Origin of the sequence: Pseudodonghicola sp. (assembly GCF_048268305.1) — a bacterium.
In the GTDB taxonomy this organism is placed as follows: Bacteria; Pseudomonadota; Alphaproteobacteria; order Rhodobacterales; family Rhodobacteraceae; genus Pseudodonghicola.
On sequence record NZ_JBLWVT010000007.1, the window covers coordinates 264,062 to 276,773 of the forward strand.

Below are 12,712 nucleotides of genomic sequence, written 5' to 3' on the forward strand. Positions count from 1 at the left end.
GACTTAGCGCGCCGCAGGCGCGCACGCGCCCGACCCGCCCCGTCACGCCGTAGGCGTGCCTTCGGCACGACGCGGGCGCGTTCCGCACCCACCCTCGGGTCGGGCGCGTGGGCTTGAATGGTGAGGGTGGGGCAGGCGCATTCCTCCTGAAAAACACCCGGGAACAGACCGCGAACGGATCTTTAACTGCGCCGCGATCCGCGCTAAGTTCCCCGCATGAGCAGTTACGACGATCTTGATGCCTTCGAGGGCGCCGCCCTGTCGGCCCGGGCCATGGCGGCGCGGCCGGCGCCTTACCTTGACGATCTGAACCCCGCCCAGCGGGAGGCGGTCGAATGTCTCGACGGCCCCGTGCTGATGCTGGCCGGCGCCGGCACCGGCAAGACCAAGGCCTTGACCTCTCGCATCGTCCATCTGCTGAACACCGGCCGCGCCCGGCCGAACGAAATCCTCTCGGTCACCTTCACCAACAAGGCCGCCCGCGAGATGAAGGAGCGGGTCGGCCGCCTGCTGGGCCAGGCGATCGAGGGCATGCCCTGGCTCGGCACCTTCCATTCGATCTGCGTCAAGCTGCTGCGCCGCCATGCCGAACTGGTGGGGCTGAAATCGAGCTTCACCATCCTCGACACCGACGATCAGATTCGCCTGCTGAAACAACTGGTTCAGGTCGCCGGCATCGACGACAAGCGCTGGCCCGCCCGGCAATTGGCCGGGGTGATCGACGGCTGGAAGAACCGCGCGCTGACGCCCGACAAGATCCCCACCGCCGACGCCGGCGCCTATAACCACCGGGGCGTCGAGCTTTACGCCCAGTATCAGGAGCGTCTGCGCCAACTGAACGCCGTCGATTTCGGCGATCTCTTGTTGCATATGGTGGTGATCTTCCAGGCCCACCCGGACGTTCTGGCGCAATATCAACGCTGGTTCCGCTATATCCTGGTCGACGAATATCAGGATACCAACGTGGCCCAATACCTCTGGCTGCGGCTGTTGGCCGGGGGGCACAAGAACATCTGCTGCGTCGGCGATGATGATCAGTCGATCTATGGCTGGCGCGGTGCCGAGGTGGGCAATATCCTGCGGTTCGAAAAGGATTTTCCCGGCGCCCATGTGGTGCGGCTGGAACAGAATTACCGCTCGACCCCGCATATTCTGGCGGCGGCCTCGAACGTCATCCGCGGCAATCAGGGGCGCCTGGGCAAGGAGCTTTGGACCGAGGCGGAGCATGGCGAAAAGGTCAGGCTGATCGGCCATTGGGACGGCGAGGAGGAAGCGCGCTGGATCGGCGAGGAGATCGAGGCGATGCAGCGTGGCACCCGGGGGCTGCGCGCCTTCGGTCTGGACGAGATCGCCATCCTCGTCCGCGCCTCGCACCAGATGCGCGCGTTTGAGGATCGGTTTCTGACCATCGGTCTGCCCTATCGGGTGATCGGCGGCCCGCGCTTCTATGAACGGCTCGAAATCCGCGACGCCATGGCCTATTTCCGGCTGGTGGTCAGCCCGGATGACGATCTGGCCTTTGAACGCATCGTCAACACGCCGAAACGGGGCCTGGGCGACAAGGCGCAGCAGCTGATCCAGACCACGGCGCGGGCCAATGGCGTCAACTTGGTCGAGGGCGCCCGGATCGCGCTGGACGAGGGGCTGATCAAGGGCAAGGGCGGCACGGCGCTGCGCACCCTGGTCGATGATCTGCGGCGCTGGGGCCGGATGGCGGGCGACCCCGATCTGTCCCACATGGAACTGGCCGAAATCGTGCTGGATGAAAGCGGCTATACCGGCATGTGGCAGAACGACAAGACGCCGGAGGCGCCGGGGCGGCTGGAAAACCTCAAGGAACTGGTCAAGGCGCTGGAAAATTTCGAGAACCTGCAAGGGTTCCTGGAGCACGTCAGCCTGATCATGGACAACGAACAGGCCGATGCCGACCAGAAGGTGTCGATCATGACCCTGCACGCGGCCAAGGGGCTGGAGTTTCCCGCCGTCTTCCTGCCGGGGTGGGAGGACGGCCTGTTCCCCTCGCAACGCAGCATGGACGAAAGCGGTCTCAAGGGGTTGGAAGAGGAACGCCGCCTGGCCTATGTCGGCATCACCCGGGCGGAGGAGCTTTGCACCATTTCCTTCGCGGCCAACCGGCGGGTCTTCGGCCAATGGCAATCGGCGCTGCCGTCGCGCTTCATTGACGAACTGCCCGGCGAGCATGTCGATATCCTGACGCCTCCCGGTCTTTATGGCGGCGGGTATGGCGCCGCGGCGGCCCCGGCCGCTCCGGTGCGGGGCAGCATCGAATCCCGGGTGTCCGAAGCGAATGTCTATAACTCGCCCGGCTGGAAACGGATGCAGGCGCGCGCCGGCGAACGCAGCATGTCGCAGCCGCGCGAAACCCGCAATACGGTGATCGACGCCACGGCCGTCTCCAGCTTCACCGTGGGAGAGCGGGTGTTTCACCAGAAATTCGGCTATGGCACCGTCACCGGGATCGAGGGCGACAAGCTTGACGTCGATTTCGAAAAGGCCGGGCCGAAGAAGGTCGTCGGCCGTTTCGTCACCGCCAGCGACGATGTGCCGTTCTGACCGTGCAAAAGCGACGCAGGGGCGGTTTGCCAATGCATCGGGTGGTGAATCCTGTAATCTTTCGCCCGTGAGGTGCCCCCTTCGGGGGGAGAATTGGGAAGCCGGTGCAAGACCGGCACTGCCCCCGCAACGGTAAGGATCGGGAAACTCCGGCGAAACCACTGAGAGCATATTCTCGGGAAGGGTCGGATCAGGGCGCATGCCCCCCATTGTCCAAGTCCGGAAACCAGCCTCGTGCCAACGTCAGACCGCGGGCGGCGGTCAGGGCGCGGTGTGGGGCAGCATCCCCGTCTTCCGGCCTTGATCTTTGTCGCCTGCATTCAGCCCCTGCCGCGGGGAGCGGCGGAGAAAGGAGCGGAGATGAAGTGCAATCGGGGTATCGGGCGATGATGCTCGCGGGGATCCTGCGGGCGCTGCGTGATCTGCCTGCGGAGGTCGATGATAAGGTCGCCGCGCGGATGGGATTTCTCGAATGGTTGATGACCCTGCCCGAGGGCTGTTCCGAGGCCGCGGCGGCGCGGGCGGCGGAATGTCGGGCGGCGCCTTTTGCCGCGACTTCGCCTCAGGTGGCGCTGTTTTGCAATCACCTGCGCGCGTTGCAGCGTTGCTCCGACGAGGTGCGGTTGCTGGGACGACCTGGTGGGGGAGGGGCGTGAAGCGGCTGGACGGAAACCGGAAAATGAAAACGGCGGCACCAGGGAGGAGGAGAGGTGCCGCCGTTCTCTTGTAACATCAGGCGCAGGGAGGAGGAGAGCGCCCGATGTATTCGGCTATGTCATTTCCCCTATCGGGGGATGGAGTGGCCGGCGACGCAGGGAGGAGGAGAGCGTCGCCGGCCGATCCAACACCGAACGCAGGGAGGAGGAGAGCGTCCGGTGCATCAGGTTCCGGCATTCGGGGCCGGTATAGGGTGCGGCGACATCAGGGAGGAGGAGCGATGTCGCCGCTATGTACAGACCCTCAAGGGAGGAGGAGATGAGGGCCTGAACCGTTTATGTCCTTCGATGCTCCGTCAGCACACCTTGCGGGAGGCCTGATAGGCCACGCGGCGCAGTTCGGAGCGATGCAGGCCGAGATCGGCCAGCTCTTGATTGTTCAGGGCGCCCATTTCGTTCATCGTCTGGCGGTACACCCGATACCGTTCGATCCGAACGCGCACATTGGCGATCCAAGCGGTCAGCCGACCCAGCAGGGTGGCGTCGTGATTTTCGCTATGCGTCAGAGCGGCCATTGTTCGTAACCTTAAGTATTGTCAGTTCAGCGCCGTCTTGTGGCGCCGTGTTGAGACTGAAAATAGGCAAATGCTGCAATTGCACAATAGCGGAGATGTTCAATGCTGCTATGCAGCAAGTGCATAGATTGATTGCATATTAAATGGGCAGCACTTCTGACGTAAGGTCATCAGACGATCTCGTCATGGGCCCGCCCGCCGTCCCGGGGTGGCTGTGGCCCATGGGGGATGGGTCTGTGAAATAGTTAACGCCTTCGGAGCCCTTTCCGGGAAACGATATTTCTTTCCGGCGCCGATTTGGGTGTCTTCATCCTCGTTGCTTTGGGCTGGCGCGGGAATGGGACGTTTTGGCGCGCTCACCTTCTCATGCAGGCATCGGCGGGGTGATGTGCGCGGTTGGTGTGGGTGCGTGGCAATAATACAACATCGCAAGCGTTTCCGGCGGCATTTTTCTGATTGAAGCTTTCATTGTGCGGCCGGTTGCGCCCCGGCGCCCATCGCTTCCGTCGCCGGGAAGGCGGCCTGAGGCGCACGGTGGGAAATCATGGGAGTGGCGGGAAATCACGGGAACCGCAGGGGGCGAGTGGTCGTTCTGGGGTGATTCGGAGGCATAAAAGGGAACATGTGGGGAACATCTGGCGTGCTGATCCCGGGGTGCAAAATTTTTATGGGAAACCCCGGGATTTGTTGGGAGGGGGTGAGAGAATCAACATCTAGTGGTCCGATTCTCCTTTGCCGCAAAGGAGGCTTATGTGATTCCCGGTCTCTGTGGTCTGCCTTGCCAAAATCCGGTGAATCGGGCAGGTCTCTCCCGGGGTGTCCCGTAAATTCCAGTTGCTTTCCATAAATTCCCATGGCATCCCTTGTTCATCGGATGGAGACGAGGCAAGGGGCGACACAAACAGACCCCGACGCAAATAATAAAAGCAGGTTTCATACAGGCACTTCGCTTTCACCGAACCAAGAGATCCGGCGCGCGAGCGAGCAGACATCCCCCCAGGTGGCGCGCGCAGTCGGACACCCCGCAAAGCGGGACAAGCGGCGGGTTGATCAGTGGCAGCAGATCAACCTGCCGTTTTTTCGTTCGGGGGGTGACAACAACGACCCGGGGGCACGGGCAAAGGGACAGATGGTGTGAGCCGGCGCTTCAGAGGCGAATACACCTTCAAGGTGGACAGCAAGGGCAGGGTCTCGATCCCGGCCCTGTTTCGCCGTGTGCTCGAAGCCGGGGATCCCGAATACACCGAAGGTCTGCGTCCGCAGCTCGTCATCGTCTATGGGGACGAGGATCAGGACTATCTCGAAGCCTATACGATCACCGAGATCGACAAGCTCGAGGCCAAGATCGAAAGCCTGCCGAGTTCACCGCTGAAACGGAAGCTGGTTCGTCAGATCACCACCCGGTCGCATCATACCGAGGTCGATCCCGATGGTCGCCTGGTGTTGCCGGCGCGGTATCGCGACAAGATCGGCCTGGACAGCGAGGCGCTGTTCGTCGGGACCTCGGGCACCTTTCAGATCTGGAACCCCGAGACCTATGAATCCCATCTCGCCGAAGAGGAAGATGAGGATCTGGGCTTTGACCTGCCCGAGGGCACCAATGCGCTCGACGCGCTCGATCTGGTGCTCAGTAAACGAAATACTGACGGGGCCGGGGCTTGATCATGGCAGCAGACGCGCCCGTTTCCAGCTCTGCCCGCCCTCACATTCCGGTTCTCTTGCGCGCATTGCTGAAGGCGGTCGCGCCGGTCTCCGGGGTCTGGCTTGACGGCACCTTCGGGGCTGGTGGCTATTCCCGTGGTCTGCTGGAGGCCGGTGCCGACAAGGTGATCGGCGTCGATCGCGATCCGCTGGCCTTCGAAATGGCCGCCGACTGGGTCGGCCAATATGACGACCGCCTGGTGCTGCAGCCCGGCGTCTTTTCCCGCATGGACGAATATGCCCAGGAACTCGACGGGGTGGTGCTGGATCTCGGGGTGTCCTCGATGCAGCTCGACCAGGCCGAGCGGGGCTTCTCCTTCATGAAGGACGGCCCGCTCGATATGCGGATGTCGCAGGACGGGCCGAGCGCCGCTGATCTGGTCAATACCGCCGACGAGGCCGATCTGGCCGATATCCTGTTTCTGTATGGCGAGGAACGCGCCAGCCGGCGTATCGCCCATGCGATCCTGCGGGAGCGTGAGAGGGCGCCGTTCGAAACCACCCTGCAGCTTGCCCGGGTGATCGAATCCTGCCTGCCGCGACCCAAGCCGGGTCAGTCGCATCCCGCCACCCGCAGCTTTCAGGCGCTTCGCATTGCGGTGAATGACGAATTCGGCGAATTGTTCCGCGGCCTGATGGCGGCCGAACGGGCGCTGAAGCCCGGCGGACAACTGGCGGTCGTCACCTTCCATTCGATCGAGGACCGCATGGTCAAACGGTTCTTCCAGGAGCGCGCCGGCACCACCGGCCGGGCCAACCGCTATGCCCCCGAGATCGAGGCGGTCGAGCCGCAGTTCATGCTGAAATCCCGCAAGGCCATCGCTCCGGATGAGGAAGAGCTGGCCGAGAATCCGCGCGCCCGTTCGGCCCGGCTGCGGGTCGCGGTGCGCACTTCGGCGCCCTCGGGGGGGATCGACCCGGGCCGGATCGGGATGCCGCTGTTGAAGGACCGCCACGCGAAAGGAAAGGGACGATGAAGGGGATAGCCTATGTTCTGACCGCTCTGGTGGTCTTCGGTCTGGCGTTCTGGGCCTATCGCGAGAATTACGCCACCCAGCAGGTGCTGAAGGACACGCGCGAGCTGCAGCGCCAGATCGGCGACGCGCGGATGAAGATCGGCGTGCTGAAGGCGGAATGGGCCTATCTCAACCGGCCCGAGCGGCTGGTCGAGCTGACCGAGGTCAACTTCGGTCGGTTGGGGCTGCTGCCGCTGCGCCCTGATCAGTTCGGCCGGATTGACGAGGTCAACTTCCCGCCGAAACCGGAGTTATCGATTACCAATCCGGTCGATGTCTCGACCATGGCCGGAGATGGGGAGGGGGAACCATGATCCGCACGCCGCTGCGCCCGCTGGCCCGCATCCTGCCGGCCCGCGCCAAGGGAGAGAATCCCGACGCCATCGAGCGCGAGAACATCCGCCGCCGTCACGCCGAGATGCAGGACCGGTCCCGCGTCCGTGCCGAGGGGCGGTTGCTTATGCTGGGCATGTTCTTCTTCTGTGCCTATGTGATCGTCGGTGGCCGTATGGCGCTGATGGCCACCACCGAACCGGAAGAGCCGGTCGCCAGCCTGCCCGATGCCGCCATCGCCATGCAGCGCGCCGATATCGTCGACCGCGAAGGGCGGATCCTGGCCACCAATTTCGAGACCCATTCGCTTTATGCCCAGCCGCAGCAGATGGTCGATCCCGTCGCGGTCGCCAAGGGGCTGAAACGGATCTTCCCCGATCTCGACGAAGACCGGATGATCGAGGATTTCACCGGCAAGCGAAAGTTCGTCTGGATCAAGAAGCGGATCAGCCCGGAACAGAAACAGGCGGTGCATGACCTGGGGGATCCCGGGTTGCTGTTCGGCCCGCGCGAGATGCGGCTTTACCCCAATGGCAAGCTCGCCGCCCATGTGCTGGGCGGCGCGGGGTTCGGCAAGGAAGGGGTGAACGCCGCCGAGGTGATCGGTGTCGCCGGGGTCGAGAAGCAATTCGACGACTACCTGCGGGATCCCTCGAACGGCGACAAGCCGCTGCAGCTTTCGATCGATCTCACGGTGCAGGCCGCCGCCGAACAGGTGCTCGAAGGCGGCATGCGGTTGATGAATGCCAAGGGTGCCTCCTCGATCCTGATGGATGTGCATACCGGCGAGGTGATCTCGGTCGTCAGCCTGCCGGACTTCGACCCGAATGAGCGGCCCCGTCCGGCGCTGGACGGCGATCCGAGCGCGAGCCCGCTGTTCAACCGCGCGGTGCAGGGGGTCTATGAACTCGGCTCCACCTTCAAGATCTTCGCTGCCGCCCAAGCGCTCGACCTTGGGCTGGTGACGCCCGAGACGATCATCGACACCTCGGGGCCGATGAAGGTCGGCGGCCACTTGATCGGCGAGTTCAACGGCAAGAACTATGGCAAGCTCAGCGTCAGCGACGTGATGGTCCACAGTTCGAACCGGGGCACCGGCCGGATCGCGCTGGAAATCGGCTCGGAACGGCAGAAGGCCTTTCTCGGCGCGCTGGGGATGTTCGATCCGACGCCGTTCGAGATTGTCGAGGCGCGTGGCGGTCAGCCGCTGATCCCGAAACGCTGGACCGATCTCAGCACGGTGACGATTTCCTATGGCCACGGGCTGTCGGCGAGCCCGATGCACCTGGCGGCGGCCTATTCGACCATCGCCAATGGCGGCCATTACATCAGCCCGACGATTCTGCGGCGCGACGGGCCGCAGTATGGGCCCCGCGTGTTGTCGGAAGAGGCCGCGCGCGAGGCGCGCAAGATGCTGCGCGGAGTGGTGACACGTGGCACCGCCAGCTTTGGCGATGTCGAGGGCTATTCGGTCGGCGGCAAGACCGGCACTGCCGACAAGCCGAAACCGCAGGGTGGCTATTATAAGGACAAGGTGATCGCCACCTTCGCGGCGATGTTCCCCACCAATGATCCGAAATACGTGCTGATCCTGACGCTTGACGAACCCCAGGTCGAGGCGCTGAAGGAAGAGCGCCGCACCGCCGGCTGGACCGCCGTGCCGGTCGCGGCCGAGATGATCCGCCGGCTCGCGCCGCTGCTGGGGCTGCGTCCTGACATTGAACAAAACCGGCAGGCTGCTATAACGCTGACGTCGTCGCATTGACCGTCAGAAGGACCGGGTGAGGACAATCATGGACAATTCCGCGAAGCCGCTCAGCCAGCTTGCCCTGACCGCGCGGGGTGGGCGCGACCCGGTGATCACGGGATTGGCGGTGGACAGCCGCGAGGTGAAGGAGGGCTATCTGTTCGCGGCCCTTCCCGGCACCAAGGTGCATGGCGGCAGCTTCATCGACTATGCCCTGCGGATGGGGGCGACGGCGATCCTGACCGACGCGCGTGGTGCTGAAATCGCCGAGGCGGCGCTCGCCGGATCGGCGGCCGCGCTGGTGGTGGTCGAGGATCCGCGCCAGGCGCTGGCCTGTGCCGCGGCGCTCTGGTTCGGGGCGCAGCCCAGGGTGATGGCGGCGGTCACCGGCACCAACGGCAAGACCTCGGTCGCGACCTTCCTGCGCCAGATCTGGATGGTTCTGGGGCATAAGGCGATCAACCTCGGCACCACCGGGGTCGAAGGCGCCTGGACCGCGCCCTTGCATCACACCACGCCCGAACCCATCACGCTCCACCGTGCCCTGGCCGCCGCCGCCGCCGAGGGGGTGACCCATGCGGCGATGGAGGCCTCTTCCCACGGGCTGGACCAGCGCCGACTCGACGGGGTCGAGCTGACCGCGGCGGGGTTCACCAATTTCACCCAGGATCACCTGGATTATCACGAGAGCTTCGAGGCCTATTTCGCGGCGAAGGCGGGTCTGTTCGGCCGGGTGCTGCCGCCCGAGGGCACGGCGGTGATCAACCTGGATGATCCCAAGGGGGCCGAGATGCGGGCGATCGCCATGGCGCGCGGTCAGGCGGTGCTGACCGTCGGACATGCGGAGGGTGACCTGCGACTTCTGGGTCAACGCTTCGATTCGACCGGGCAGGATCTGCGTTTCGCCTGGGGCGGGCAGACCTATCAAGCGCGGCTCGATCTGATCGGCGGTTTCCAGGCGCAGAATGTGCTGCTGGCGGCCGGGCTTGCCATCGCCTGCGGCGAGGCGCCCGAGGCGGTGTTCCGCTCCCTGCCAGAGCTGACCACGGTGCGCGGCCGCATGCAGCTTGCGGCCACCCGCGACAATGGCGCTGCCGTCTTCGTCGATTTCGCCCATACCCCAGATGCCATTGCCACCGCGCTGAAGGCGCTGCGGCCGCATGTGATGGGGCGGCTGATCGCCATCATCGGCGCCGGCGGCGACCGCGACCGCACCAAGCGGCCGCTGATGGGCGCGGCTGCGGTCGAGAACGCCGATCTGGTCTTTGTCACCGATGACAACCCGCGCAGCGAGGAACCGGCGTCGATCCGTGCCGCCGTGCTGGACGGCGCGCTCAGGGCCGGTGGCGAGGGCCGTGTCGTCGAGGTCGGTGACCGCGCCGAGGCGATCCTTAGGGGCGTTGATGCATTGCAACCCGGCGACGCGCTGCTGATCGCCGGCAAGGGCCATGAAACCGGCCAGATCGTGGGGGATGACGTGCTGCATTTCGATGATGCCGAACAGGCCAGCGTGGCGGTCGCCGCGCTTGACGGGCGGCCGGCATGACCGCGCTCTGGACCGCGGCAGAGGCGGCGGCGGCCACCGGCGGCCGGGCGCAGGGCGACTGGTCGGTCACCGGCGTGTCGATCGACACCCGCACGCTCGAGGCGGGGGATCTCTTCGTGGCGCTCAAGGCCGCGCGCGATGGCCATGATTTCGTCGCGCAGGCGCTCGACGCCGGGGCGGGGGCGGCGCTGGTCAGCCATATCCCCGAAGGGCTGGCGCCGGATGCGCCGCTGCTGATCGTCGAGGATGTGCTGCAGGGGCTCGAGGCGCTGGGGGCGGCGGCCCGCGCCCGCACCGATGCGCGGGTGGTGGCGATCACCGGCTCGGTCGGCAAGACCTCGACCAAGGAGATGCTGCTGCGCGTCCTGTCCGACCAGGGCGCAACCCATGCCAGCGTGGCCAGTTATAACAACCACTGGGGCGTGCCGCTGACCCTGGCGCGGATGCCACGCAACACCGACTTCGCGGTGATCGAGATCGGCATGAACCACCCGGGAGAGATCGCACCATTGACCCGGCAGACCCGGCCGCATGTGGCGCTGGTCACCACCGTGGCAGCGGCGCATCTGGAGGCCTTCGACAGCGTCGAGGATATCGCCCGTGAAAAGGCCGCGATCCTCGACGGTCTGGAGCCGGGCGGGGTGGCGGTGCTGAACGCCGATCTCGACCAGTCGCCGATTCTTTTCGAGCACGCCCGCGCCCTGGGGGTGACGGCCCTGGGCTTTGGCGTTCAGGCCCGTGACTATCGGCTGATCGGTGCCGAGGTCGACGGCGAGCAGACCGAGGTGCGCGCCGAGGCGCCCTTTGGCCCGGTGCTGTTCCGCCTCGCCACGCCGGGGCGTCATTTCGCGATGAACGCGCTTGGCGCGCTGGCCGCGGCCACGGCGCTCGGCGCCGATCCCTACAAGGTCCTCGACAGCCTGCCGCGCTGGTCGCCCTATCGTGGCCGCGGCGCTCGCGAGCTGATCGCGCTGGCGGGGGGAATTCTGACGCTGCTCGACGATTCCTATAATGCCAACCCGGTTTCCATGGCCGCGGCATTGGCGGTCCTGGCGAGCGTCGCCCCGGAAGGCAAGGGCCGCCGCATCGCCTGCCTTGGCGACATGAAGGAACTGGGGCCGCAGGGGCCGGCGCTGCACGCGGGCCTCGCCTCGCTGCCCGCCATGGCCGCGATCGACACCGTCCATTGCATCGGACCGCTGATGGAATCGCTGCATGCCGCGCTGCCGGAGCACAAGCGCGGGCTTCATTGCGCCACCAGCGCCGAATTCGCTGCCCGGCTGCCCGATTTGGTGCGGCCCGGCGATGTCCTGCTCGCCAAGGGGTCGCTCAGCATGGGGCTGGCGAAACTCGTTGACGCCCTGAGGGAAATCGGCCAAGGGGGCGCGGTTTCCGGTGACCGGACGTAAAGATAGGAACGGCTAAAATGCTCTATTGGTTGACCGCGCTGTCGGACGGGGGGGATTTTTTCAACCTCTTTCGCTATATCACCTTCCGCGCGGGCGGGGCGTTCCTGACGGCGCTGGTCTTCGGCTTCATGTTCGGCCGGCCGCTGATCGACGTGCTGCGACGCAAGCAGGGCAAGGGGCAGCCGATCCGCGATGATGGCCCGCAAAGCCATCTGTCCAAGGCCGGCACCCCGACCATGGGGGGCTTGCTGATCGTGGGTTCGCTGGTTACCGCGACGCTGCTCTGGGCCAGGCTCGACAATTCCTTCGTCTGGATGGTGCTCTTCGTGACGCTGGCCTTCGCGCTGATCGGGTTCTCCGACGATTACGCCAAGGTTTCCAAGCAGAACACCAAGGGGGTTTCGGGCAAGGTGCGGCTCGCCCTGGGCATCCTGATCGCGGTGATCGCCGCCTTCTGGGCGGAATGGACCCATCCGGCCGATCTGCAGAACCAGCTTGCCCTGCCGGTGTTCAAGAACCTGCTGATCAACCTGGGCTATTTCTATGTGCCCTTCGTGGTGATCGTCATCGTCGGCGCCGCCAATGCGGTGAACCTGACCGACGGGCTCGACGGGCTGGCGATCATGCCGGTGATGATCGCCGGCGGCACGCTGGGCATCATCGCCTATGCGGTGGGGCGGATCGACTTTTCCGAATATCTCGATGTCCACTATGTCCCGGGCACCGGGGAGCTTCTGGTCTTCACCGCCGCCCTCTTCGGCGCCGGGCTCGGGTTTCTGTGGTACAACGCGCCGCCGGCGGCGGTCTTCATGGGCGACACCGGCAGCCTCGCCCTGGGGGGCGCGCTCGGCGCGATCGCCGTGGCGACCAAACACGAACTGGTCCTCGCCGTAGTCGGTGGCCTCTTCGTGGTCGAGGCGCTGAGCGTGATCATCCAGGTCCTCTATTTCAAGCGCACCGGTCGCCGCGTCTTCCTGATGGCGCCGATCCACCACCATTACGAGAAGAAGGGCTGGTCCGAACCCACCGTGGTGATCCGCTTCTGGATCATCTCGCTGATCCTGGCGATGATCGGGCTGGCCACGCTCAAGGTGCGCTGACCCCGCACCCCTCGGCAAAAAAGAAAAGGCGCGTGGTTTCCCGGCGCGCCTTTTT

The 12,712-nt window shown here is 65.1% G+C and carries 10 protein-coding genes and 1 riboswitch; of the genes, 9 read left to right on the forward strand and 1 reads right to left on the reverse strand.

The genetic code is table 11. From position 1 onward, the window contains the following. The first annotated feature begins 216 nt into the window (after positions 1-216). Together ACN0V4_RS14975 and ACN0V4_RS14980 are read left to right on the forward strand one after the other, a co-directional pair. Positions 217-2,574, forward strand: coding sequence for an ATP-dependent helicase (locus ACN0V4_RS14975; protein ID WP_417677481.1), 2,358 nt, complete (start codon positions 217-219; stop codon positions 2,572-2,574). 53 nt (positions 2,575-2,627) lie between these two features. Then, positions 2,628-2,824: riboswitch (cobalamin riboswitch) on the forward strand. Positions 2,825-2,939: 115 nt separating this feature from the next. Beyond that, positions 2,940-3,230, forward strand: a complete 291-nt coding sequence (locus ACN0V4_RS14980; RefSeq protein ID WP_417677483.1) for a hypothetical protein — start codon at positions 2,940-2,942, stop codon at positions 3,228-3,230. Between the two features lie 356 nt (positions 3,231-3,586). Here ACN0V4_RS14980 and ACN0V4_RS14985 read toward each other — a convergent pair whose 3' ends face one another. After that, a complete protein-coding gene (locus tag ACN0V4_RS14985; protein ID WP_417677484.1) occupies positions 3,587-3,805 on the reverse strand; it encodes a DUF1127 domain-containing protein in 219 nt (72 codons plus the stop codon). A 1,134-nt stretch (positions 3,806-4,939) separates the two neighbouring features. Here ACN0V4_RS14985 and mraZ point away from each other — a divergent pair. Genes mraZ through mraY form a run of 7 tightly spaced genes read left to right on the forward strand, consistent with a single transcriptional unit; the run spans position 4,940 to position 12,657 of the window. Beyond that, entirely contained in the window at positions 4,940-5,467 is a 528-nt protein-coding gene (gene mraZ, locus ACN0V4_RS14990; RefSeq protein ID WP_417677485.1) for a division/cell wall cluster transcriptional repressor MraZ, read from the forward strand. A gap of 2 nt (positions 5,468-5,469) precedes the next feature. Beyond that, complete coding sequence (gene rsmH, locus ACN0V4_RS14995; RefSeq protein WP_417677486.1) at positions 5,470-6,483, forward strand: 16S rRNA (cytosine(1402)-N(4))-methyltransferase RsmH; 1,014 nt, start codon at positions 5,470-5,472, stop codon at positions 6,481-6,483. After that, the gene (ftsL, locus tag ACN0V4_RS15000; protein WP_417677488.1) at positions 6,480-6,836 is read left to right on the forward strand and encodes a cell division protein FtsL; all 357 of its coding nucleotides are present in this window, start codon (positions 6,480-6,482) and stop codon (positions 6,834-6,836) included. The genes rsmH and ftsL overlap by 4 nt, the downstream gene beginning before the upstream one ends. Further along, a complete protein-coding gene (locus tag ACN0V4_RS15005; protein ID WP_417677490.1) occupies positions 6,833-8,620 on the forward strand; it encodes a peptidoglycan D,D-transpeptidase FtsI family protein in 1,788 nt (595 codons plus the stop codon). Before ftsL ends, ACN0V4_RS15005 begins: the two co-directional genes overlap by 4 nt. 28 nt (positions 8,621-8,648) lie before the next feature. Further along, a complete protein-coding gene (locus tag ACN0V4_RS15010; RefSeq protein WP_417677492.1) occupies positions 8,649-10,148 on the forward strand; it encodes a UDP-N-acetylmuramoyl-L-alanyl-D-glutamate--2,6-diaminopimelate ligase in 1,500 nt (499 codons plus the stop codon). Beyond that, positions 10,145-11,557, forward strand: a complete 1,413-nt coding sequence (locus ACN0V4_RS15015; protein WP_417677494.1) for a UDP-N-acetylmuramoyl-tripeptide--D-alanyl-D-alanine ligase — start codon at positions 10,145-10,147, stop codon at positions 11,555-11,557. Before ACN0V4_RS15010 ends, ACN0V4_RS15015 begins: the two co-directional genes overlap by 4 nt. Positions 11,558-11,574: 17 nt before the next feature. Then, positions 11,575-12,657 (forward strand): phospho-N-acetylmuramoyl-pentapeptide-transferase, encoded by a 1,083-nt coding sequence (gene mraY, locus ACN0V4_RS15020; protein WP_417677496.1) that lies wholly within the window; start codon positions 11,575-11,577, stop codon positions 12,655-12,657. The last annotated feature ends 55 nt before the right edge of the window (positions 12,658-12,712 follow it).

Coding starts and splice junctions, on each gene's coding strand:
- ACN0V4_RS14975 (WP_417677481.1), top strand. CDS start 217: ATGAGCAGTTACGACGATCTTGATGCCTTCGAGGGCGCCGCCCTGTCG.
- ACN0V4_RS15010 (WP_417677492.1), top strand. CDS start 8,649: ATGGACAATTCCGCGAAGCCGCTCAGCCAGCTTGCCCTGACCGCGCGG.
- ftsL (WP_417677488.1), top strand. CDS start 6,480: ATGAAGGGGATAGCCTATGTTCTGACCGCTCTGGTGGTCTTCGGTCTG.
- ACN0V4_RS15005 (WP_417677490.1), top strand. CDS start 6,833: ATGATCCGCACGCCGCTGCGCCCGCTGGCCCGCATCCTGCCGGCCCGC.
- rsmH (WP_417677486.1), top strand. CDS start 5,470: ATGGCAGCAGACGCGCCCGTTTCCAGCTCTGCCCGCCCTCACATTCCG.
- mraY (WP_417677496.1), top strand. CDS start 11,575: ATGCTCTATTGGTTGACCGCGCTGTCGGACGGGGGGGATTTTTTCAAC.
- ACN0V4_RS15015 (WP_417677494.1), top strand. CDS start 10,145: ATGACCGCGCTCTGGACCGCGGCAGAGGCGGCGGCGGCCACCGGCGGC.
- ACN0V4_RS14985 (WP_417677484.1), bottom strand. CDS start 3,805: ATGGCCGCTCTGACGCATAGCGAAAATCACGACGCCACCCTGCTGGGT.